At 31.2% G+C, this 22,474-nt stretch carries 24 protein-coding genes; 15 read left to right on the top strand and 9 right to left on the bottom strand.

The annotated features are described in order from the left end of the window. Window positions 1-10: 10 nt before the first annotated feature. From MWH30_RS06435 to MWH30_RS06420, 4 genes are all read right to left on the bottom strand, one after another. Window positions 11-706 (bottom strand): hypothetical protein, encoded by a 696-nt coding sequence (locus MWH30_RS06435; RefSeq protein ID WP_248663239.1) that lies wholly within the window; start codon window positions 704-706, stop codon window positions 11-13. Window positions 707-929: 223 nt separating this feature from the next. After that, window positions 930-1,133, bottom strand: a complete 204-nt coding sequence (locus MWH30_RS06430; RefSeq protein ID WP_248663238.1) for a hypothetical protein — start codon at window positions 1,131-1,133, stop codon at window positions 930-932. Window positions 1,134-1,330: 197 nt separating this feature from the next. Beyond that, window positions 1,331-1,570: a hypothetical protein gene (locus tag MWH30_RS06425; RefSeq protein ID WP_248663237.1), complete on the bottom strand. Its 240-nt coding sequence runs from the start codon at window positions 1,568-1,570 to the stop codon at window positions 1,331-1,333. Between the two features lie 16 nt (window positions 1,571-1,586). Continuing rightward, a complete protein-coding gene (locus tag MWH30_RS06420) occupies window positions 1,587-1,844 on the bottom strand; it encodes a helix-turn-helix transcriptional regulator (RefSeq protein ID WP_248663236.1) in 258 nt (85 codons plus the stop codon). Between the two features lie 159 nt (window positions 1,845-2,003). Between MWH30_RS06420 and MWH30_RS06415 the strand changes: the two genes are divergently transcribed. Both MWH30_RS06415 and MWH30_RS06410 read left to right on the top strand, forming a co-directional pair. After that, window positions 2,004-2,408, top strand: coding sequence for a helix-turn-helix domain-containing protein (locus tag MWH30_RS06415; protein WP_248663235.1), 405 nt, complete (start codon window positions 2,004-2,006; stop codon window positions 2,406-2,408). Then, window positions 2,398-2,748: an ImmA/IrrE family metallo-endopeptidase gene (locus tag MWH30_RS06410; RefSeq protein ID WP_248663234.1), complete on the top strand. Its 351-nt coding sequence runs from the start codon at window positions 2,398-2,400 to the stop codon at window positions 2,746-2,748. The genes MWH30_RS06415 and MWH30_RS06410 overlap by 11 nt, the downstream gene beginning before the upstream one ends. Before the next feature lie 266 nt (window positions 2,749-3,014). On the opposite strand, the gene MWH30_RS06405 is transcribed toward MWH30_RS06410, so the two are convergent. Then, window positions 3,015-3,482 (bottom strand): hypothetical protein, encoded by a 468-nt coding sequence (locus tag MWH30_RS06405; RefSeq protein ID WP_248663233.1) that lies wholly within the window; start codon window positions 3,480-3,482, stop codon window positions 3,015-3,017. A gap of 36 nt (window positions 3,483-3,518) precedes the next feature. On the opposite strand from MWH30_RS06405, the gene MWH30_RS06400 reads away from it, so the two are divergent. The 9 genes from MWH30_RS06400 to MWH30_RS06360 all read left to right on the top strand — a co-directional run bounded on the left by MWH30_RS06400 (window position 3,519) and on the right by MWH30_RS06360 (window position 11,872). Next, the gene (locus MWH30_RS06400; protein ID WP_248663232.1) at window positions 3,519-4,289 is read left to right on the top strand and encodes a hypothetical protein; all 771 of its coding nucleotides are present in this window, start codon (window positions 3,519-3,521) and stop codon (window positions 4,287-4,289) included. A gap of 62 nt (window positions 4,290-4,351) precedes the next feature. After that, window positions 4,352-4,531, top strand: coding sequence for a hypothetical protein (locus MWH30_RS06395; protein WP_248663231.1), 180 nt, complete (start codon window positions 4,352-4,354; stop codon window positions 4,529-4,531). A 262-nt stretch (window positions 4,532-4,793) separates the two neighbouring features. Then, the gene (locus MWH30_RS06390) at window positions 4,794-5,915 is read left to right on the top strand and encodes a toll/interleukin-1 receptor domain-containing protein (protein WP_248663230.1); all 1,122 of its coding nucleotides are present in this window, start codon (window positions 4,794-4,796) and stop codon (window positions 5,913-5,915) included. Window positions 5,916-5,985: 70 nt separating this feature from the next. After that, window positions 5,986-7,041: a hypothetical protein gene (locus MWH30_RS06385; protein ID WP_248663229.1), complete on the top strand. Its 1,056-nt coding sequence runs from the start codon at window positions 5,986-5,988 to the stop codon at window positions 7,039-7,041. A 204-nt stretch (window positions 7,042-7,245) separates the two neighbouring features. Then, window positions 7,246-8,298: a hypothetical protein gene (locus MWH30_RS06380; protein ID WP_248663228.1), complete on the top strand. Its 1,053-nt coding sequence runs from the start codon at window positions 7,246-7,248 to the stop codon at window positions 8,296-8,298. 36 nt (window positions 8,299-8,334) lie between these two features. Then, a complete protein-coding gene (locus MWH30_RS06375) occupies window positions 8,335-8,799 on the top strand; it encodes a hypothetical protein (RefSeq protein ID WP_248663227.1) in 465 nt (154 codons plus the stop codon). Between the two features lie 359 nt (window positions 8,800-9,158). Next, window positions 9,159-10,250, top strand: coding sequence for an SIR2 family protein (locus MWH30_RS06370; RefSeq protein WP_248663226.1), 1,092 nt, complete (start codon window positions 9,159-9,161; stop codon window positions 10,248-10,250). A 399-nt stretch (window positions 10,251-10,649) separates the two neighbouring features. Beyond that, window positions 10,650-10,949 (top strand): transposase, encoded by a 300-nt coding sequence (locus MWH30_RS06365; RefSeq protein ID WP_248663225.1) that lies wholly within the window; start codon window positions 10,650-10,652, stop codon window positions 10,947-10,949. Next, the gene (locus tag MWH30_RS06360; protein WP_282706226.1) at window positions 10,937-11,872 is read left to right on the top strand and encodes an IS3 family transposase; all 936 of its coding nucleotides are present in this window, start codon (window positions 10,937-10,939) and stop codon (window positions 11,870-11,872) included. The genes MWH30_RS06365 and MWH30_RS06360 overlap by 13 nt, the downstream gene beginning before the upstream one ends. Window positions 11,873-12,013: 141 nt before the next feature. Here the strand turns inward: MWH30_RS06360 and MWH30_RS06355 are convergent, their stop codons facing one another. Beyond that, a complete protein-coding gene (locus tag MWH30_RS06355) occupies window positions 12,014-12,253 on the bottom strand; it encodes a hypothetical protein (RefSeq protein ID WP_248663224.1) in 240 nt (79 codons plus the stop codon). A 40-nt stretch (window positions 12,254-12,293) separates the two neighbouring features. Here MWH30_RS06355 and MWH30_RS06350 point away from each other — a divergent pair, with 40 nt between their 5' ends. The 3 genes from MWH30_RS06350 to MWH30_RS06340 all read left to right on the top strand — a co-directional run bounded on the left by MWH30_RS06350 (window position 12,294) and on the right by MWH30_RS06340 (window position 17,694). Continuing rightward, the gene (locus MWH30_RS06350) at window positions 12,294-13,394 is read left to right on the top strand and encodes a hypothetical protein (protein WP_248663223.1); all 1,101 of its coding nucleotides are present in this window, start codon (window positions 12,294-12,296) and stop codon (window positions 13,392-13,394) included. A gap of 123 nt (window positions 13,395-13,517) precedes the next feature. Continuing rightward, window positions 13,518-14,270, top strand: coding sequence for a hypothetical protein (locus tag MWH30_RS06345; RefSeq protein WP_248663222.1), 753 nt, complete (start codon window positions 13,518-13,520; stop codon window positions 14,268-14,270). A 22-nt stretch (window positions 14,271-14,292) separates the two neighbouring features. Continuing rightward, window positions 14,293-17,694 carry an Eco57I restriction-modification methylase domain-containing protein gene (locus tag MWH30_RS06340; RefSeq protein ID WP_248663221.1) on the top strand — a complete coding sequence of 1,134 codons (3,402 nt, stop codon included), beginning with the start codon at window positions 14,293-14,295 and terminating at the stop codon, window positions 17,692-17,694. A gap of 291 nt (window positions 17,695-17,985) precedes the next feature. Here the strand turns inward: MWH30_RS06340 and MWH30_RS06335 are convergent, their stop codons facing one another. From MWH30_RS06335 to MWH30_RS06325, 3 genes are all read right to left on the bottom strand, one after another. After that, on the bottom strand, window positions 17,986-18,234 hold the full coding sequence (locus tag MWH30_RS06335) for an AbrB/MazE/SpoVT family DNA-binding domain-containing protein (RefSeq protein ID WP_248663220.1): 249 nt from the start codon (window positions 18,232-18,234) through the stop codon (window positions 17,986-17,988). Between the two features lie 232 nt (window positions 18,235-18,466). Continuing rightward, entirely contained in the window at window positions 18,467-19,066 is a 600-nt protein-coding gene (locus tag MWH30_RS06330; RefSeq protein WP_248663219.1) for a hypothetical protein, read from the bottom strand. 40 nt (window positions 19,067-19,106) lie between these two features. Next, entirely contained in the window at window positions 19,107-20,054 is a 948-nt protein-coding gene (locus tag MWH30_RS06325; RefSeq protein WP_248663218.1) for a PorV/PorQ family protein, read from the bottom strand. A 270-nt stretch (window positions 20,055-20,324) separates the two neighbouring features. Between MWH30_RS06325 and MWH30_RS06320 the strand changes: the two genes are divergently transcribed. Then, window positions 20,325-21,998, top strand: coding sequence for a recombinase family protein (locus MWH30_RS06320; protein ID WP_248663217.1), 1,674 nt, complete (start codon window positions 20,325-20,327; stop codon window positions 21,996-21,998). Window positions 21,999-22,474 lie beyond the last annotated feature (476 nt).

Here is a 22,474-nt window from a genome sequence, read left to right as displayed (position 1 = left end):
ACAAACCTAATTATGTGCCACTACTCTTACTTTCTTTTATCTTTTTATATTCCCGCAACCACCAATTTTCTAAATCTTCACCAGCTAACTTAATAATAGTTCTAATCAAATCATTAATAGTGCTTATCCAGCAAATATAATTTTTACTATTTGAGCTATGTACTTCACCATCATTGTATTCAACTTCAATATCCAGGCACTCTTCAAAGACAGCCAATCTCTCTAAATTCTTTTTGATTAACTCTTGTTTAATTTCTTTCGAACTGACCTTTTGGCTTTTCTTTTTATGCTGTTTAAGCTTAGAGTGAAGTTCTTCTGGTTTGCAAGTCTTTAAACTATCAATCTTAGGAGTAAAATGATATTCTTTTTGCTGTGCTGGAGCTCCCTTCTCCAGTTCAGCTACCTTTTCTTCCAACTGTCCGATCTTCTGTTCTAACTTGCTGATCTTATTGTTAAACTCAATTTTAGCTACTCCATCCAGATATCCAGCGGCATCCATTAAATCTTCATAAGTTACATTATTTTGAGATGCATCGGCTATTCTTTTTAGCACTCTAGGAGCAGGCGGAGTATACACTTCTTTATTTATAGCATGGGAAATGTAACTGAGAGGTAGATCACTTTCCTTGGCAAATTCCATTTGTTCTCTATCCCCTTGAGCTTTTTCAATTAGTTTCTTAAATCTATCTCTATTGAAACCATTCATGTCTGGCCCTCCTTCCTAAGCTGGTTTTTGATCTTCTTCTGAACATTCAACTTTGCACTTTGGAAAGTTATTAGGTTCAGACAGAATAAAAAATGAAGAGTACGACAGAGTATTTGAAGATTTAATAGAGTTTCGTGATCAAAGAGAACTACAGTTTAAGATTCAGCAATATGAAACCATCAAAATCAAAGAAGAACCACCACATATAATTGTAGAAAAAGAATTAGAAGCTATTTAATTCTGATAGAACTTTAATTTTTAATTCATATACCTTGAGTAGCTGAGCTCTCACCTCAGTTACTCTAACTCCTTCTTTTTCTGCTGGCAGTTTCATTTCCGATTTGGAAAATTCATTCTCTAGTTCTTCCTCTATTTCTTTTAAGTCCAACAATGTTAATCTCAATTCCTGAATAGCTTGTTTTTCCATTATTAACCCTCCTCTCTTTTCGCCAAAGGGCCCTATCCCAGACCACAAATCCCGCTACATCTTGAGTCTTAGCTATTGCTCAAGTGTCTGCCACGCTCTCTTTAGACCGTGGAGGCGTCGAAGCTCGTCTTATCTGTCAATAAGAGTCATTGCCACCTTTGTAGGCTTGGTTAGGGCCCTTTATTCGGTTTTGAATTCTATTTTTCTTTATAATAGCCAAGATTAAGACAACCCAGCTGATATCTTTCCAGCAAATCATCATCACTGCAAGCATCTGCTTCTACCCTATCACTATGATAATAAGGACAGATTATATCCTTGTCGCTGTTTTGGCTAAGATATTTACCTACTATAAATCCTTTTTCACATTCAAGGCATTCATATCTAATCAAATTATCATAATAGTAATTAGTTCTTGGATTTACTAGTACACCCAATCCTCTCACCGCCTTTCTAAGCTGGTTTTTGGTCTTCTTCATTATCCGCATTGCATTTTGTTGTTTCTATTGCCAAAAAAATATCAGGAAATAAATTTTCCATTTTTTCTTCAAGAACTATTTCTAGCTTTTTAGCTAATTTAAGTGTAGGATTCCTTTTACCATTTTCTATAAGAGATATATTTTGCTGACTTGTCCCTATTTTGCTTGCTAATTTCTCTTGGCTCCAATTTTTAGCTGTTCTCTTAGCAATCATTTTATCTCTAACAGGCATAATACCCCTCCTTCATATATTGCATATTGTTGTTTTAACTATCTTTATTATATATTACATTATGTTGTTTGTCAATGCTTATATTTCAATTTGTTGTTAAGCTTTATTTTTATTACGTATAGTTGTATAATTAAAATTGAAATACTGGAGGTTATTTAAATGATTGGCGATAGAATTAAGAAATTAAGAAAAGAAAATAATATATATCAAAAAGATTTAGCCAAAGAATTAGGGTTAAAGCAACAAACAATAAGCCTATACGAATCTAATAAAAGACAACCTGATTATGATACATTACAAAAAATAGCTAATTATTTTAATTGCAGTACAGACTACCTTCTCGGCCGTACCGATCAACGTAACCCAGGACAGGCAAACAAAAAAATTAAACAAGCCCTGGCAGATAATCCAGAGCTAATGGAGTTTTGGGAGGAAGTATCTACTAGAGAAGAACTACTACTAATGTTTAAGCAGACCAAAGACTTAAAACCTAGCAGTATCAAACGAATAATCGAAATAGTAAAGCTGATCGAAGAAGAGGAAGCTGAACGCTATGGAGGATGATATTAAACAGGAGATCATAGATGCCCTCCAGGATACATACATAAGCTTTGAAGAGTGGGCCAGGAGTAACAACATATATTATCATACAACAAGGCTCCCGTCGGGTTTCTGGGGATTTGTGTACAAGTCTGCTTATAGCAACTACTTCATAATCATAGATAAAAATCTTACCAAACAAATGCAGCAGGAAGTTTTTATGCACGAAGTTGAGCATATACTTTACCACTCACCAAAGAAAAATTACATAATTGGATTGGACATGCAACATACATCAATAGAAAATGCAGCTGACGGCTTCGCTTCTGAAATGATAGGGATTATTAGTGGTATTAGTGGCTAACGGAAGCCTTTTTTTATTACCTGCCTGAGAAATATTTAGCTATTTTGTAATTTTATTGTCGAACTATGACGAAGAATAACTTAAGGAGTGATCTCTCTTGAAGAAAAATTATTTAATATTGATTTTAATATTGGCTGCTCTAGCAGCTGGCTGTCTATCTGACTCCCCCACTACTGGCTCCCTCGACGGTACAGTAGTAGAGATAGAATAAAAAAAGAGCCAAGATTGTTGGCCCTAATATAACTTATATAATTAAGCACAAACAACTACTCAAAAAATAACATATCACCACATTTTAGACAATACACCACTGACATAGTTGCAGGGACAAATAAAAATATGGAATACTCAGAACATTCTAAACAACTAAGTACAGCTTTTTCAAAATCAGACTTTTCAATTAAAACTCTGACTTCTTTCTTGCTTAGAGGTTTAGATTCAAATTCTACATTTGGAGAACTTTTAAGACTTTTATCTAATTTTTTAAGTGAGTTATTAACTAAATTAATTGCATGATTTTGAGCAATATCCATCATTTTACCAAGTTGTTCTTCGGTTAAAAACTCATTTACATCAGAATGAAGTCCGCAAATCGGGCAATACATTCTTTGGGTTGTTATAGCTTCAAGATCTTCAGGAAATAGTTTAAACTCTTGACTACAATAAGAACACTTCTGTCTAACTAAACCATAGTCATCTAAAGGAATCTGAACTTCTATATGCTTTCGACTCATAATATCACCCTTTCATTTTTAAAAGGAGGTAAAAATATGCATTCTTATGAAGAAGTGCAAAAAACTACTACAGAATTCAGAGATAAAGCCGCTGATTTTTTAGACACTGATTATGATAACTTTCAAACCGATCTGAATTTTTTAAAATCTTACTGTGATAATAACCCAATAATACAAGAAATACTTAAACCTATAAGAAAAAACGGTTTTGATTTTGACAGTTGGTATGAAAAAGCCACAAAAGAAAGAGGGATGGTCGGATCAGCAGATGGAACTTTGCCAAAAAAAGAATTAGATGCCTACACTGTTATTTATATAATGTTGTGGGCCGAAAATGCTAAAGATTTAATTTTAAATTATGGTCACAGCTCTATGTATTGCAAGAAATTTAATGATCAAATTAGAAAAGTTAATAAAAAAATAATCAGCCGCTTCATTAGGTATATTATACGACAATTAGAAGAAAAAGCCAAGTCTTTAAAGCCTAAACCGAAGAATCCTGCAAGCCAAATAATTAAAAATTATGGCCAAGCTAATATAGCTAACAATTCATCTAATGTTAATCAAACCCTAAGCATAAATCAAAATGATTATGAACCTTTACTCGAACAACTTAGAAGTGTAATCAAAGAATCTCAACTTAATAAAGCTGAAAAAGAACAAGAGTTAGAAAAGGTTGCTATGATTCAAGAAGAAATATCTAAAGAAGATCCAGAACCATCTAGAATAAGAATGTTAGTTGATTGGCTACCAAATATAGCAGCTGCTACTAAGTTAGGTAAAGAAATAATTGAGCTTATAAGTTAATATGACCCTACTCAACTCAAAAATATAAACAAAACTAGGCTGTTGACTATTTAGCTGAAAATATGCCAGAAGATACAATTGAGAAGATTCGCCGGCAGCTGCAAGATGGCGATCCTGAGGACCTATTTCATTTTGGGTTGGGGATCAAGGTTAGGAATTCATTGAGAAAGGAATTTGAATGGAATGATCAGGTATTGGACAGGCTTTGGCGGGGGATTCTTATTAGGGCTGTTGGTGAGTAGGGCCTGCTGCCCTATTGATTAAAAAATAAAACTGTTAATTACTTATCTGAAAACATACTTAATGATAAACTCAAAGCGACTAACTGATAGCTATAGAATGATAATTCTAAACACTTTTTCTATTTGGCGTTATATATTAAAAGTATAAATGACAGTCATTAATAGTAATAAATTTGGAATATAAACGACATTTATCATTAATAATCAAGTTAGACGACATAGGCATAGTAGATTTTTATTTATCAAAGGGAGGGATTGAATAATGGATGATATAAAAGAATATTTGAAAGATTTAATTATTGAAGGAAGAGAAGTTAAAGAAAGGAATTATCATGCTTCTCGTGATGAATGGTTTTCTGATTATATTAGTGGAGAAGAATATGAAAGATGGATTTCTAAGTGTATAGCTATTTTAAATGATAATTTTCCTTCACATCCGTTAACTTCAAAGTTTATGGAGGCGAGTGAAGAAGCTGTAGGTGGAGGAGAAAGTTACTTCAACACAATGATAGGAGTTTTACAAGCATTAAAAGAAACTGTAGAAAAAAGTTTCGAAACAAACATTTTTAAAGGTGAAAATTTTGAAAAAATTTTTATAAGTCATTCTTCAAAAGATAAAGAATATGTAGAGTTACTTATTCAATTATTAAATGACATGGGTATTCCTAAAAATAACGATTATATTTTCTGCAGTTCTTTAGAAGGTTACAATATCCCTTTAGGAAAAAAAATATATGATTATATAAAAAAACAATTTAACCAAAATATAATGGTATTATGTGTTTTATCTAAAAATTATTATAATAGTGTTCCTTGTTTAAATGAGATGGGAGCAACTTGGGTAACTTCAAGGGAATATCAATCAATTTTATTGCCACATTTCGAGTTTTCTAACATAGAAGGTGCTATAGATCCCACTAAAGTAAGTTTTAAAATGAATAATAAAGAAAGATTAAATACTTTTAAAGATAAAATTATAAATTCATTTGGTTTAAATGAAATAGATACTAGTGTATGGGAAAGAGATAGAGATGATTTTTTAGAAAAAATTGAAAATTTATCTAGAAGAGATAAGTATAATAATTCGTTGATTAGAGTAGATGTAGAAAGAGTTAAAGAGAATAAAAATGGTGAAATAGAAATTGATCTTAGATTTATTAACGAAGGTGAAACCCCTGTAGAATTTCAAGAATTATCTATTAAATTATATGATGATGAAGGTAATTTACTGGAATTTGAACCTAGAGAATTTTTACATAATTATATATTATATGGAGCAGAAAATCGTAGAGAAGTGACTATTGTTAGTAATACAGATAGAAATTATAATCCTAGAAGAAATAAAAAGTGGGAGATTAATATTAATCCGATTACTGCATATTAAATTAAGTATACCTACGATCGTCTAACCTGAGGTCAGATGAAATGACATTATTTAAGGAGGGTTTATATTAATGTCTGATAAAGAAGTAGAATATAAGGAACAAATAGTGGCTTTTATTGATATTATGGGATTTTCTAATTTAATTAAACAGGCAAATGAAAATAAATCAGAAGCAGTTGAGATTATTAAAAATTTAAAGGATAGTATTAGTAGTTGTGTAGAAAGAAATTTGAGTTCTAAATTATCTCCGAAGGATGAATCTTTAAAAATAGATCCAAAATTTAAAATCTTTTCAGATTGTATTAGTATTAGTTCAGATTGCATAGAAAATTCAGAGGATTATATAGCTGATTGGGTGTTCTTCTTTCTTCTAAATATAATGTATATACAGGCTGAATTAATTGTTAATAATATTTTTATAAGAGGTGGAGTGACCGTCGATTTGCATTATCAAAGTGATGATATTATTTTTTCTTCAGGTTTAGTTAATTCTTATAAGTTAGAAAGTAAAGAAGCAATTTATCCTAGAGTATTAATTGATAGTTCGGTTATTAATTTATTAAGAAAAAAAGAGTGGGAAGATAATTTTCCTATATTAAATAATTTAATAAAAAGAGATGCAGATGGGTTAGCTTTTTTAGATTATTTAGAATATATTAAAGAAGTTGATGGGAAGGAAGCACAGTTATCTTACTTAGCTAAACATAAAGAAAGAATTGAACAAAATTTAAATAATACTGATAAAGCAAAAATAAAGGGAAAATATTTATGGGTAGCAAGATATCATAATCAAAAAATTTCTGAAATTTATCCAGATGATATTCAAGAAAATTTGACTGTAAGTAAGTCGATGATGACATATGATAATAAAATTTTTAAACCGACATGGTATTTGTTTACATTTAAATCTGAAATAAAAAAAGAAGAAGGCTGCATTTGTATAAAAGCACATACAAAATGGGCTGCTGATAAAAAATTACAAGCCTATATAAGAGAAACTGAGAAAGAATATAATATTGAAAAAAGATATGCAAGATTTTTTGAAAAAGAACATGAAAGTAATGAAATCGAAGAAATGATTAGTGAGTGTGTTAATGACGAAAAAAAGATAATTATTATAGATTAAATGTGTTTTTATGTGAGATGTCACTTCATCTAACATCGCGTTGCCGACACCTATTTTAATGCATAAAAAGAAATTAGATTTTATTTATAAAAATCTCAATTTTTGTTTGGAGATTATGAGTTTTCATGGGCATCGACAACCCGAAGAACGTTATGAGAAAAACTTCTAATGGAAGAAAAATTTCTAAAACAGAGGAGATGAAAAATGGAAAAAGTAGTTTACATATTAGGGGCTGGATTTTCAGCACCACTTGGATTACCAGTTATGTCTAATTTTATTTTTAAGTCTAAAGATATGTATTTTTCTGAACCCGATAAGTATGATCATTTTAAAGAAGTATTTGAGTTAATAAACGATATGTCATTTATTAAAAATTATTATGACGCAGATTTATTTAATATTGAAGAAATATTATCTGTATTAGAAATGAGAAATTATCTTATTGATAATAATCAAAGAGATATATTTATAGATTATATAACTGATGTAATAAATTATTATACTGACGAAATAACTCCTAAAGATAGACTTCATAGTGATTTTTATGATTTTATTATGGGAGATAATTCCAAACATAATTTATATGGTAACCTTATAACTAATATTCTAAATTTAGTATTTGAAAAAGTAGATGGAAATATATTAGGTAAAGTATCTACAGATAGAAAATATGACTATTCTATGGTTAGTCTTAACTATGATATGGTTATTGAAAATTATATTAAATTTTTATCTAATACATATGAATGGGAGAATGATTTACAGATTGTAAATTCCATTAATGATTATGAAAAGGATTCGTATAAATTTTGCTTATGTAAATTACATGGTTGTATAGAAAAAGGAAATATAGTGCCTCCTACTTGGAATAAAAATTCAAATTCTGATGTATTAGAAACTTGGAAACTTGCTAATAAATTATTGCAAGAAGCTAATCATATTAGAATTTTGGGATATTCTTTACCAATGACAGATTCTTATATGACGTATTTATTTAAATCTTCGATTTTAGATTCTGAGCATTTAAAATCTATTGATGTTATCACTTTAGATCCCGAAGGAACTATTAAGGAAAATTATGATAATTTTATAGATTTTAATTGTTATAGGTTTAAAAATGGTAATGTAATGGATTATTTTCAAACTATAAAAGATGCTTTTAAAAATAATAATAGTTCCTTAACTGGTAATAAAACATTTTCTTATAATGTTCTTGAAGAGGCACATGAGAAATTTATGTCAACTGATTCTATCTAAATTTTATTAAATATATTATTATGAGGTGATTTAATTATGGTAGATACATATGACCAAAGATGTTTAAATATTCATCTTGATAAATTAGAAAGTTTTTTTGGAACTAAAGTAACATTTGATTTTTTATGTGAATATTTAAATATAAGGAATTTAGATGAGATAGATGCCGCATTCTCTCCAAAAGAGGATCCATATATACAAAGTATTTATATTATAATTGAAGAAAATTTATGGGAAATCAAATCTAATAAGAGTGCAAATGATCATAAGATAAACGAATTTGAGTTAACATGTAGAAGTTTATGTGATATAAAGACTCTATCTTTTAAAATTGATGATTTAGATGTGTTTGATAGTAAAACTCATGAGTCTAAATTTATCTTAGAAATAATTTTTTATGATAACTATAAAATAGAGTTAAATCAAAGCTCTAAAAATTTAGATTCAGTTAAAGATTTTTCTTTAAAACATTTTTATAAAAAAATATTAGCTTTAAGATAATGTTAATGCTTTAAAGCCCCAACATCACATAACACAAAGTTAGCGACATCCAATTTAAATTTATAAAAGCAAACTGGAACTAACTTATGAAATCAATCAGCATTAAAAAAATTCACACTGCAACAACAGGACAGCGTGAATCCTAGGGGTATTAAATATTTCTAAATCATTATACGAAATCTAAAACGATAATATTTTATAAATAAACTAACCTCTACACTAATACATTCAAGGAAATAGGGCCAGGTCAAGAACATAGGGCCTACTCTACTTAAGTTTAGCGATGACTGAATTCAGTTAGTTTTGAACAAACTTTGATATAAAATATATGAGGATTTCAAATCTAGGAGGAGATTAATTTGGCTGAAAATGTTTTTATATTAGGTGCTGGTGCTTCAGTAGAATCAGGAGCACCAGTAATGGATAATTTTTTAGATAGAGCTGAAGATTTACTAAGAAATGATTTTTTTAAAGATTATTCGAAGAGTATAAAAAAAGTTTTTAAAGTTATTTCAGATCTTTATAGTGTATATGCAAAATCTTATTTAGATTTAAACAATATAGAATCACTCTTTGGAATATTAGAAATGGCTAAAATCATTAAAAAATTAGATGACTATTCTCAAGAGGAAATTTCGGAAGTTAGAAATGCTTTAGTAATTTTGATTGTAAAAACTTTAGAAAAAAGCATTAGATATCCAAAAGGCAAATCAACTTTTGCTAAGCCAACACCTTCTTATGATAAATTCGTTCAATTAATAAAAAATATAGATAAGAATAGTAAAGATAATAACCAAGAAAATAAAGTTAACAATTCGGCGATTATCACTTTCAATTATGATCTAGCACTAGATGTAGCTTTTAAACTAAATAATATAGAAAGCAATTATTGTCTTAACCCTGATAGTAATTACGGTGTTAAAATATTAAAGCTACATGGTTCCATTAATTGGGCACATTGTTTAAAATGCGATGATATAATTCCTGCCAATATATCGTTTAATAAACATACTTTAGGTTCAGACTACTTTCTTACTTGTAATAGTGAAAAAATATGTAAAGTTAATCATAAACATGATGAAATTAATGAAGTCCCATTAATTGTTCCTCCAACCTGGAATAAAACTAGTTATCATGGCAAATTAACAAATGTTTGGCATCAAGCTGCAAAAGAATTAGGGGATGCAAAAAATATTTATGTTTTTGGATATTCATTGCCTAAAAGTGATTCTTTTTTCAGATATTTATTTGCATTAGGAACTTTAGGAGATTCAAGAATAAGGAGATTTTGGGTGTTTGACCCTAATCCAGCAGTAAAGAAAAGATATAAGGGTTTAATCGGAAGAGGAATTTCAGATAGGTTTGATTTTAAAGAAGAATATTTCTCAAGTGCTATAGATTTGTTGAATAAAGAACTTAATAATAATAATAATGAAAGTTTCGGGTGGTGAGGTTTAATTAAATATATAAGTATACAGCCTAACCCTCTTAATCTTTACCTAAAGTGCGCCCTGCTCCGCTCAAAAACCCAGGGCCCGATCAAAACACAGACTCTACTTAAGTTTAGGGATGAGAAATGGCTGAAGTTAGTTAGCTCTGGGATAGGACCGGCCCCAGCTGCATACAGAGAATTGGCTAAAATGTATTATCACACTGGTAGATATAAGGCAACTATCAATGTCCTGGATAGATATTTAGATATGACTGATGCTCAAGAGTTAAGAGGGTTAAAAGAAAAGCTTTCAAAAGAAGATTTCCGAAGATTGAAAAGTAAGTATTTGTGACGCCCCCTATTGATGTTGGACAAAAGGTCAGTTAACACTTTATAATAATTATAGGGGGTAAAAATAATGCCAAAAGGTGAAACTTATGATCCTGAATTTAAGATGGAGATAGTGCTAGAAGTTCTTAAAGGTCGTAAGCCATCTGTAATAGCTGATGAATATGAAGTTAGTCGCAATTCCATATATACTTGGAAAAAAGACTTTCTTAACGGTGCTTTAGATGGTTTAGCTAACAATAATCAAGTTAAGTCTAAAAAGGATGCTGAACTTAAAGAAAAAGAACAGCAAATCCAGGAAATGAAAAAGATCATTGGCGAACAAAAAGTTCAGATGGAAATCCTTAAAAAAAAGCCCTGGCTGGATTAAATATCACTGATAAGGTCAAAGCAATTAATCAGCTTAAAGTTGACTATTCAATTACTGAGCTTTGTAAAACCTTTAATATAGCAAGAAGCACCTATTATTATCGCCTAAATAACGCTAGCTCTAAGAATAATAATAGCAGTAAAAAACTTTATTCAGGTCATCCAGTTTATGATCAAGCTGGTAATGTAGTAGCTGAAAAAGAAGTTATCGAGCTAATTAAAGAGCACTGCAGAGAGCATCCTTATATAGGCTATAGAATGATGACTGATTACTTAAGGTTTAAGCATGGTTTAAAAGTCAATCACAAGCGTGTTTACCGTATAATGGATGTACTTGATCTGTTACAAGACAAAGTTACTCCAAAACCAGATAATTATCAGTTAAAGCAAAAACGTGAATTAACAGCTCCTAACCAATTATGGGAAATGGATATGGTTCAAATGTATTTAGATAAAAGCGGTCGCTGGGTCTATATGTTCGATATAATAGATGTTTATACCAGAGAAATAGTAGGACATCATGTAGGTCTTAGATGCCGAACTGATGAAGCTCTTAAAGCCTTAAAGAAGGCAGTAAATTCACGAGATATAGATAACTTGGTTTTAAGAACGGATAATGGTACTCAGTTTAGAAGCAATGACTTTCAAAACTATATTAGCGAAACAAATATTGAGCACGAAAGAATAGCTGTTAATACTCCAGAACAAAACTCTCATATTGAGAGTTTTCACGGAACACTAAAACGAGAAGAAGTATATCAGACTCATTATCGTCATATTGCTCATTGTAAAGGTTCTATAGATGAATTTGTAGCTAGATATAATCAAGAACGCCCACATTCAAGCATCTCAGGTGTTCCACCAGCTTATTATCATAGCCAGCTGGTTAACGAGCTAATAGATGGTGTCAAGCTAGTAGCATAAGAATTAGCGAGTAAATTAGAGCAATTTTCTGTTAGAAAAGCATAGTCTTTTCTTGTCCAAAATCTAAGGGGCAAGGACATATTCTTAAAATGGGAATAGGTCCCGGCTTGTTAGGAACAGGGCCCTATATAACTTCTATAATTAATTTGGCAAAAAGTTTTCCGATAGGAGCATACCTATATGAATTAACACAAGCAAAGAAATAACATAGGCATTAAACACTCTAAGACCATCTTCGAAACCGCTGATTACTCCTGTGTAAACAAGTAAGCCAACATATACACTAGGCACTAAGTATCTCAAAAAACCTGGGATTATAGGTTCAGCATAAAATCCAGCTAAATTAAGTACTGCAACAGTTACACCACAAATGTAAAGCATTTTAACCACTCCTATAATATTTTTTAAGAGGTGAGATTCAATGGACTACATAACAGAACACTTAGAATTATTTGAACAGCTTGAACAACAAAGAAAATTTTTAACAAATTACTCTCAAACTCTAGAAAATATAGATCAGTTTAGGCAAGACCTAGAAGAATTAAACTCAACAATTAACTCGATTTATGATTCAAGAATAAGAGTTCAGCACTCGCTTTCTGAAATAGAAATAATTGATTTAGGCACTTTAACAAATCTTGATATTAACTTTATTATACCAAATATCAAGGCCGATTTCGAGTACTATCAAGAAATAATATCCCAAAATCATAACTTTATAAAAAAATTAAATCAAACATTCAAAGACCTCATTTCTATACCAGGCATTAAAGATATATCCCTAGAAACCATAAGTTTTTTAGAAGAATTAGAAACCCCTTTAACTATCAACTCACCAGACGAAATAGACATGATATTCAGAGATGAATTCATAGATAAATTCAATCAAGAAATACAAAATTTTAAGGAAGAAAAGAAAAATACAGCTGTTACAGACAAACCAGCTTCAATTACTATAAAAAGATCACCTGAAAAAACCAGACAAATTATAGATATTATTCTGTCAGAAGTTGACTTAACAGCCTACTTAGTAGACGGGCTCTATGAATTGGTTTTCAACTTGGAATCCATTGTGCAACAAGTGATTTCTAAGGCAACAAACTCCATTAATAGTCAAGAAATAAGGACGATCACTCTAGGTATAGTGGCTACTTTAATCACAAGGTTTATTATTTATGTTATATCTTTTTTCTTCAAACCTCTTGTTGAAGAGTGTTTTGAAGATATTAGAAGCTCAATGTACGATTTCTTAGGAAAGAAAGATACTCTAGAAAAATATAAATCGAACCTACAACGAAACCAACATAAAATCAATGACTATAAATTTATCAGCTCAGATTATGCTATTTTAAAAGAAAGAAAATCTTTAGAATCTGAAAAAGTTAAAAAATTAGAATTTGGATCAGCTATAAAGGTCTTATATAAAGAAGATAACTGGCTTTTAGTAGAATGGCTTGATGAGGATAAACAAAAAGTAGTTGCAGGTTGGGTCTTAAATAGACTAACAAGCAAATTAAAATAAAACTTTAGATTAATAAGTAGTTGGTTTTAGTCAAATTGTGAATAATAGATTCAATAATATAAAATTATGTAAAATCAATAAATGAGATAATTTCTTGCTTTTATAGAGCTAGGAGGAATAATCTTGGAAAATACAATTCTGGACATGTCAGAAAAAGAATTTAAAAACTTAATTTCAAAAGAAAACCTCCCTTCTATTTATTCCAAAAATGATATTATAAGATCAATTGTAGAATTGATACCTATTGCAGGACCAATTATAGATGGATTTTTAGCAAAAGCAGGTACAAAATTTAGAGAAAAAAGAATGAATATGTTTTTGGTCTTACTATATAAATCTTTGCATTCTATTAAAAATAGCCTAGATAAAAAAGGGTTTGATCAAAAATTAAAGTGGACAGAAACAGAAGAGTTTCATGATATGCTTAATATTGCTCTAGATTCCACATTAAAAACCAGAAGTCGAGAAAAAATTATTATGAATGTAATGGTTTTAACTAATATTATATCTGTAGATAATGACGGTAAATTTAGACCTGAAGAATATTTATATTCATTGGAGCTTCTATCACCACTTGAGTTAAAAGTAATCTATATTTTTTATAAATGCTATCAAAATGATATCAATAAAACCAATAATGAAAATGAATTGCAAAAATCCACTAGATTAAATCCTAAAGAGCAAGTAATTAATAAGCTATATATTGATGAACAAGATTTAATATTTTTGCTAAAAAGGATTGAAAAATCAGGTTTCCTAAAAGAAATAACTGGTTCAATGTGGGGTTATTCAGGTGGAGAATTTACTATTACTGAGTCTTTAAATAGAATGATGAAATACATCTCGAAACATCCTTTTAGTCATTTTGCAATTTAAGAAATTAAAGGAGGCCGAAAAATTGGCAAACTTATTCAATAAGAAAGTATTAAGCAAACACTTAGCAAAGCACTCTATTCCAGAAGAAAAGGAGAAAATAGATAGAATCACCAAATGGAAAGAAAACCTTGAACTAAACCAAGGAGTTAATGAAGAACAGCTTCAGGGAGCCTTTCTAAAAGGTATCTTTGGTTTAATTTTAGGCTATAAAGATACCACCGAAGCCGAAGATAAACAGTATACAATGAAAGCCGAGCCAGCTACCGAAGTAGATGCCAGCAAACCAGATGGTAGCTTAGGCTTTTTCGAAATCAACGGAGTTGAACAAACCAAAGCCGTAATCGAACTTAAAGGGCCCAAAATCAGCCTAGATAAAAAACAAAAAAGATCCGGGAAAGATTACGGCACCCCAGTTGAACAAGCCTTTAATTATGCTACTAAGTATGACGGCTGTAATTGGATTATAGTCTCCAATATGATCGAAATTAGACTCTATAAGTATACTCGCGGTCAAGGACACTATGAAGAGTTTCGAATCCCAGAGTTAAATCAACCAGATGAATTTAAGAAATTCCATTTTCTATTATCCAGAGAAAACCTAATCAATAAACACCAAGACAGTCTAACCTGGCAGTTAACCGAAGAAACAACCAAACGAGAAGAAGATATTTCAACCGAATTCTATAACCTGTATAAGCAAATTAGAATCGATCTTTTCGAGCACCTTAAAGAAAATAACCCAAACTATGATCAAGAGCTCCTCTTAGAAAAGGCTCAAAAGTTTCTAGATAGAATTATTTTCATCTGCTTTTGTGAAGATAAAGGCTTATTGCCTAATACCCTACTCCATGAAGCAATACAAAGAGCTAAAGGTTCCTATAGCATGAGCCCTACTAAAGTTTGGCAAGAAATAAAAGGGGTTTTTAGATCAGTAGATAAAGGTAATCCTGAGCATAACATTAATGGCTATAACGGTACCCTATTTAAATATGACGATATCCTAGATGATCTAATTATTAAGAACGAATTCTTCGATAATATTTATGAAATCTCCGATTATGATTTTGATAGCGATCTTGATGTAAATATTCTCGGCCATATTTTCGAACAATCCATCACTGATATAGAAGAATTAAAAGCCGATATTAGAGAAGATGAGTATGATGAAAAAGAATCTAGACGCAAAAAAGACGGAATCTATTATACTCCTAAATACATAACCAAATACATTGTAGAAAACTCTATAGGCAGCTATCTTGACGATATCAGAAAAAAGCTTGGTTATTATGAATTACCAGAACTTGAATCAGCAAGCACTCCACAAGTCGAAGGAAAGTATAAAAAGCAACACTTAGAATTTTATGAAAAATACGAAGAAGTGCTAAAAGATATCAAGGTATTAGACCCAGCCTGTGGTTCTGGAGCTTTTTTAAACCAAGCCTTTGATTATTTACTACAAGAGCATCAATGGATCCAAAAGCAAAGAGAATTCCTTCAACACGAACACGGTCAAAGAAGTATTTTTGGTCTCCCCTCTTTGCAAAAAGAAATACTTAAGAATAACATCTATGGAGTTGATCTTAATGAAGAATCAGTCGAAATTACTAAACTATCCCTATGGCTTAAAACCGCTAATAAAAATAAGCCATTAACTAATCTTGACGATAATATTAAATGCGGAAATTCATTAATTGAGGATCCAGAAATTGCTGGAGATAAAGCATTTAATTGGGGAAAAGAATTTTTAGATGAAATGAGTGAAAAAATGTATGTCTTTGAAACAGAAGACAGTGAACTTAATGCAATCACTACAGAAGAAGGCGGATTTGATGTAATCATTGGCAATCCTCCCTATGTAGACATAAAAGATTTAGATACAGAAATCACAGAGTACTTTTTAGAGAACTTCGAAACAGCAATAAACAGAATTAATCTTTATTCTATTTTCATTGAAAGGTCATTGGAACTTCTAAAGCCTACTGGATATCTCTCTTTTATTATACCTAATTCACTTTTGGTTAACTCCTCGTATAAAAAGATACGAAAAAAATTAGTCGAGGGTATAACTGGTATAGTTAAGTTACCAAATGAAGTTTTTGCTAACTTGAATGTAAATACAATCATTTTCTGCTTTCAAAAAAATGTATTCCATGAAAAAAGCAATATCCATATTATCAATAATGCTTCCCTAGAAAAGATTAATGATGTTTTGACGAGTCCGCCTAAGTCGATCAGTAAAGAAAACTGGCTTAAAGACGAAGCTAACAACTTTAATATTTATACTACAGATGAAGTTATAAATATAATCGACAAATGCTATGCAGATACAGTGCCATTTAAGGAAGTTTGTGATTTTAGCTTAGGCATAACCCCTTATGATAAATATAAAGGTCATTCTGAAGAAGTGATAGATAATAGGGAGTTTCATTCACCAAACAAGCATAGCGAAGAATATAAGCCGTTAATTAAAGGCGGGAATATCCTTCGCTACTTTATCAAGCCTAAAATTAAGGAGTATATAAAGTATGGTGAATGGCTTGGCGCTCCTCGCGAACAGCGCTTTTTTGAAAAGCCTAGAGTTATTGTTAGACAGATTATATCTGGAAATCCAGCTAGGATATACTCCGCTTATACTGATAAGTCCTTATATTTTGCTCAGATAGGCTTTGGATTGATCCCTAATGAAGAAGAAATAGATCCAAGATACATTGCCGCTTTATTAAATTCTAAGCTCATAACCTTTATACACAGATATAAGTTTCTAGATATTTATAAAGATGTGTTTCAGAAGATACTAATAGCTGAGTGTAAGGAGCTCCCGTTTAAATATCCTGAAGCTTATCAACAATCTACTTTAGTAAAAAAAGTTTCTGAAATTAGAGACTTTAAAAAACAAATCTATGATCAAAAACAAGAGGATTTTAGTAACTTTATTAATAGGTATTGTTCCAGCTTAGGCATACCACTTGAAGAAATAATGAACCAAGAATTTTGTAATGAGATTTACTCCGGGCGGGCCAGAAAAGTCAGAGAGATGACGGTTAATATCAATGATAAGATTATAACCCTCTACTCTGATAAATCGAGTTCTGGCCAATATGAATTATTTAAGTTCCAGGTAAACGATAAATATAAAAGAAGGTATATCAAATATTATCTAGAGAATTTAACCAATGAACAGTTAGAAGAAATCAATGAATTTAGCGGCAGCTTACCTAAACGAGTCAAGCAAATAGAGATCCCTGACTTTGATAAGTACAATGTAGTCCGGAAAGTAGTCAATGAATGGCAAGGTTTGCAGCAAGAAATAGCAGGCTTAGAATCTAAGATAGAAAAAGCTGATCAAGAAATAGATCAGCTGGTCTATGATCTGTATAATCTAACCGAAGAAGAAATTAAGGTTGTAGAGGAAAGTTTAGAGTAACCTCTTTTGGTCTTTATTAATTATGTTAATCAGAGTGCTGCTTCACTGGGGATAGGGCCTGATCAAAAACATCGGGCCCTGCTCCACTTAAAAGCTCAGAATCTGATTAATAGGGCCCTGCATAAGAAATAACTGAATTTAGCTAGTTTTGGAATAGGGCCGGCCAGATTTGATGGAGTGAAGGATCAGATTACAGTAGGTGATTAAATTATAAAACCAGGGCCGTAGCTGGGCCCTGGTCCACTTTCACCACTATTTGATATCTCTTTTATCTCTAAATCTTACCTTTAACTAAGTCACTTTTCCCTCAATCTCAGAAAGGCATTCAGAACAAACAAGTTCATCTTTAAAATCAACCACATCCTCTGTACTATTACAAAAAACACACTGCGGCTCATATTTTTTAACTATAACCTTTCCCCCATCCACATAGACCCCCATTGGAGTACCCTCTTTTATTTCTAAATTACCTCTCACTTCCTTAGGGATAGTAATCCTACCCAAGTTATCTATTTTTCTTACCACACCTACTGACCTCATTACTATCTCTCCTTTCGATTTCAGTTTTAATAGTTCTATAAATATATTTGCACATCAGACATCATTTAACCTTTAGTCTAATATAGACAAGCTTTTTAGAAAAGTTTTAAATATATCAAAAGAATCTCTAGAATAAGATCGGCCAGGTTTGATGGAATGAAGAATCAGATTACAGTAGGTAACTAATTATAAAACCAGGGCCGTATCTGGGCCCTGGTTAATTAACATGGTATTAATTCAGAAATTCAAAAGACTTCACCATTTCTTTTGCTATATCTAAATTATTATTGTATTCATATTCTAAACCCAAATAATTCAAATGTATAACTTTTCCCTCATTATGCATACTAGTTAATAGGAATTTATCAAAATTTTCTTCATTTTCCCAGTTGATAATTTCAACTTCAAACTCATATACATCATAACTATTCTCATCCATTTCAATTTTATAATTTTCTGGTCCATATCCTTGCCAATTAATAATTCTAAATTCATCAGAATTTACCCAGTATTCTATAAAATTAGATATAACCTCTAAAAAATTATCTTTATCTCCCTTATCAATCACTCCTTCTATTTCAAATAAGAAATCTGATTCTTCAGAAGGTCTGATCCAAACAAAGTTACTACTTTCTTCAACTATTTCCCATTCTGATGGGTATTTAATCCCAAAATCATCAGTGACATAAGTATCCCAAACTATTTCACTGCCATCACCATCATCACTACTAAAAGGATTACTAGCAGAAGGGATGCATCCAGCCAAAATTAAAACGACCATCAAACATATTAATAATGAAACAAGTTTAGATTTAGATATCTTATATATCATTTTTGCCCCCTGTTAATAGAAGTTAATTCTATTAAATTTATTATAATCCTTCAAATTGATAAGTCACACCTAGTTGATGAGTATTTTCTAAGTCTCCCCCTAAGAAGGCATAATCAAATTGAAGATCTTCATACTCATAACCTGCACCTAATGTCAAGTTTTCTTGGTATGCTCCACCTCTAACATATACTTTTTCTTCTTCAGAATTTAATACTTCTAAATCAGATATTGCTGTAACTTCTAATTCTCCACCAAAAGAGATATTTCTGTCAAATTCATCTCTAAAATCGTATACTGAAAAAGCTAGAGTCAAATAGTCATCTAACTGATAGGATACACTTGGCCTAATATTTCTTATGTAAGATATTTTTTGATCGAATAATTCAAACTCGGTTTCAAAAAGATCTTGAATTAAAAGACCAGCTGATAATTCATTATTAATCTGATACAAAGCACTCAAATCAACAGCTATACTAGAATCGGAATCCGAAGCTGTCCCTTGATAATTTATAGGGTTATATTCTTCTTCACGACTCATACGACGAATATTAGCACCTACAGAAAGACCATCAAACACTTCATTTTCTAACTCAGAAAGATCTTTACCAAAAGAAAATACTAACCAGTTAGTACTTAATTCAACTTCAGTTTCTCCATAGTAAGGATCTATCATTGTACCTTCTTGCCCTTCGCCAATGTATCCTAAACCATAACTAAAACCTAATTCATCGTTAGTTCCAGCAAATCCAATAAAATCATTATAGTTAATCATATCTCTATTGTTTATTGTTCTTGTATATGTAGTTTCGTATTGTTCTAATTGTGTTAGTCCAGCTGGATTCCAGTAGATAGCATTTACATTATCAGCAACAGAAACAAAGGCTCCTCCCATTCCTAAAGGTCTAGCTCCAACACAAGCATAAGAAATAGAATTGAATAAAAGTAGGGAAACCAAAATTAGCATTACACTTAATATTCTTTTTTTCACATTTCTTTCTCCTTTATTATAATTTAATATTTATAACTTACACTTTGTTACTCTTAAACAAGTGTAGCCCACCTCCTAACTCGACAAATAACTAAAATATGCATTCAAGTAAATTATAGCTATAATATTTATTACTATATTAAGACATTATTTCCTGCTTGTTTTTAAATTCAACTAGATCAATTTGAAAAATAAACAAATCTTTACCCTAACCGTTATTGAATCCGATATCCCACAAATGTTATAATCTCAATTAAGGAGTTGATCAAATTGAAAAAAGCTGCCATCTACACCAGAGTATCTACCCACCACCAGGTAGACAAAGAATCCCTAGACTTTCAAAAACAAGAGCTCGAAAACTACTCAAAATATGTCCTAGGAATAGACAACTATCAGATTTTCTCCGATGCCGGCTACTCCGGTAAAAACACCAACCGGCCCGGCTATCAGGAAATGATGACCGGTATCGAAAACAAAGAATTCACTCATTTGCTAGTCTGGAAGATAGATCGGATCTCCAGAAACCTAATTGACTTTGCTCAAATGTATGAAGAGCTTAAAGACTACGGAGTAACCTTCATCTCCAAAAATGAACAATTTGATACCAGTACGGCCATGGGAGAAGCAATGTTAAAGATAATTCTAGTATTTGCTGAGTTAGAAAGAAACTTAGCTTCGGAGAGAGTAACTTCTATTATGCTAGATAGGGCCAGAAAAGGGCTCTGGAACGGAGCTCCTACCCCACTTGGCTATGACTATGACCCCGACACTCAAAAGCTAACCATCAATGAATCAGAGGCTGAAATAGTAGAATTAATCTTTAAGCAATACATAGAAAGTGAATCTAGCCGTCACGTTGCTAACCTTCTCAATGAAAATGATTACAAAACTAAAAATGACGGCCGCTGGAGAGTTAAAACCGTAGCTCAGATAGTTAAAAACCCTATTTATAAAGGTGACTATCGCTATAACTACCGTGAGTCAGGTCGAGGCCAAAAGAAAGATAAGGAAGAACAAATATTAACCAAGGACTGTTTTCCTTCAATTATCGATCGAGACATCTGGGAGAAAGCCAATGCCATAATAACTAAAAACGCCAATCCTGCTGAAGCTGGAAGAAAGAAAGCTAAGCATATACACGTCTTTTCTGAATTAATAGAATGCGGAAACTGTAGTTCTGGCTTTTTGGCCTCTCGGGGTCGCAAAAGAAAAAATGGTTTTAGGCCAGGGATCTATAAATGTCGAGAATATAACTTTGGTTATGAATGTGAAAACTTTATATCAGAAGTTAACTTGGGCCCGTTTATTTTAGATTACATAGCCAACTTAATGAATCTAGCTAACCATATACAAAAATACGATCACTCAAATTATAAAGAAAAGTTATTAGAAGGGAAGTATTTTAAGGAAGTTAAAGATGTTAAAGGTAGCAGCTCTATATATAGCTTAATTGCCACAAAAGGTAAAGATATAATCTTTAGTGAGAAAAGTAGTAATGATGAATTGCAGAATAGTAAAAGAAAGAAGTTACTAGAAGAAATAACAAAAGAACAAAGGGCCCTGGACCGCCTCCAAAAGCTTTATTTATATTCTGAGGAAACTATGAGTGAGAAGGACTATCTATTGAATAAGAAGCAGATCGAAGATAAGATAGCAGAAATCGAAAAAGAATTACAAAGCAATAAAGCAGATAATAAACCGAATTACAACTTTCTAAATAAAGCTAATCAATTTTTGATTGCTAAAAAGTTACTTGATAATAGCGAAGTGAATTATAAAAAAATTGCTATTGCTGATAGACAAATGCTTAAAAACTTTATAAATAGCATTATAGACAAAATAATTATAAACAACAAAAAAGTTTTAACAATACAATTCAAAAATAATATAACCCACCAATTCAAGTGGGCTCAAGGATCCAAAGGGCTTAAAGGTAGATTTTAAGCCTTTATATTTTTATTTTTTAATGTTTCAAGCGATAACTTACGGACAACCGTAGGTGATAATTACATAGTTACCCTTATTTTCAACTTCATTATTTACCATAAATATCAAACATCCTCTCCATATATTGTGTACAACCTGAGTAATATTATAACATAAAAATACCAATTTCCAAACTAAAAGCTCACTTTTTGAATTTTCCCTACATTATATATAGGGGAAACAGGGCCCTATTTTTTCTATTTCTACATTTATATATAGAAAGCAGGGCCCTATTCTCAAAAGTAGGACCCTGCTTAAAACTTATATAACCCAGATATAATAATGTAAGTTTTTCAAAATATCAGAAGCCTCCAATAAATGCAATGGAAGATAATTATCACAAAATTAGTAGTTTGGTATCATACGCGTCAATTTAAGCTGAATTTTGATAGTCAACTGCTGAAATAGAAAATTCCATCATCCTTTGTAAAGTT

This window comes from Fuchsiella alkaliacetigena (genome assembly GCF_023227765.1).
Classification (GTDB): Bacteria; Bacillota; Halanaerobiia; order Halobacteroidales; family Acetohalobiaceae; genus Fuchsiella; species Fuchsiella alkaliacetigena.
This window is presented reverse-complemented; position numbering and strand designations above follow the sequence as displayed.

What these genes read in the sequence shown, in the direction of transcription:
- MWH30_RS06435 (WP_248663239.1), bottom strand. Translation starts at nt 706, where the DNA reads ATGAATGGTTTCAATAGAGATAGATTTAAGAAACTAATTGAAAAAGCT.
- MWH30_RS06430 (WP_248663238.1), bottom strand. Translation starts at nt 1,133, where the DNA reads ATGGAAAAACAAGCTATTCAGGAATTGAGATTAACATTGTTGGACTTA.
- MWH30_RS06420 (WP_248663236.1), bottom strand. Translation starts at nt 1,844, where the DNA reads ATGCCTGTTAGAGATAAAATGATTGCTAAGAGAACAGCTAAAAATTGG.
- MWH30_RS06415 (WP_248663235.1), top strand. Translation starts at nt 2,004, where the DNA reads ATGATTGGCGATAGAATTAAGAAATTAAGAAAAGAAAATAATATATAT.
- MWH30_RS06410 (WP_248663234.1), top strand. Translation starts at nt 2,398, where the DNA reads ATGGAGGATGATATTAAACAGGAGATCATAGATGCCCTCCAGGATACA.
- MWH30_RS06405 (WP_248663233.1), bottom strand. Translation starts at nt 3,482, where the DNA reads ATGAGTCGAAAGCATATAGAAGTTCAGATTCCTTTAGATGACTATGGT.
- MWH30_RS06400 (WP_248663232.1), top strand. Translation starts at nt 3,519, where the DNA reads ATGCATTCTTATGAAGAAGTGCAAAAAACTACTACAGAATTCAGAGAT.
- MWH30_RS06395 (WP_248663231.1), top strand. Translation starts at nt 4,352, where the DNA reads ATGCCAGAAGATACAATTGAGAAGATTCGCCGGCAGCTGCAAGATGGC.
- MWH30_RS06390 (WP_248663230.1), top strand. Translation starts at nt 4,794, where the DNA reads ATGGATGATATAAAAGAATATTTGAAAGATTTAATTATTGAAGGAAGA.
- MWH30_RS06385 (WP_248663229.1), top strand. Translation starts at nt 5,986, where the DNA reads ATGTCTGATAAAGAAGTAGAATATAAGGAACAAATAGTGGCTTTTATT.
- MWH30_RS06380 (WP_248663228.1), top strand. Translation starts at nt 7,246, where the DNA reads ATGGAAAAAGTAGTTTACATATTAGGGGCTGGATTTTCAGCACCACTT.
- MWH30_RS06375 (WP_248663227.1), top strand. Translation starts at nt 8,335, where the DNA reads ATGGTAGATACATATGACCAAAGATGTTTAAATATTCATCTTGATAAA.
- MWH30_RS06365 (WP_248663225.1), top strand. Translation starts at nt 10,650, where the DNA reads ATGCCAAAAGGTGAAACTTATGATCCTGAATTTAAGATGGAGATAGTG.
- MWH30_RS06355 (WP_248663224.1), bottom strand. Translation starts at nt 12,253, where the DNA reads ATGCTTTACATTTGTGGTGTAACTGTTGCAGTACTTAATTTAGCTGGA.
- MWH30_RS06350 (WP_248663223.1), top strand. Translation starts at nt 12,294, where the DNA reads ATGGACTACATAACAGAACACTTAGAATTATTTGAACAGCTTGAACAA.
- MWH30_RS06335 (WP_248663220.1), bottom strand. Translation starts at nt 18,234, where the DNA reads ATGAGGTCAGTAGGTGTGGTAAGAAAAATAGATAACTTGGGTAGGATT.
- MWH30_RS06330 (WP_248663219.1), bottom strand. Translation starts at nt 19,066, where the DNA reads ATGATATATAAGATATCTAAATCTAAACTTGTTTCATTATTAATATGT.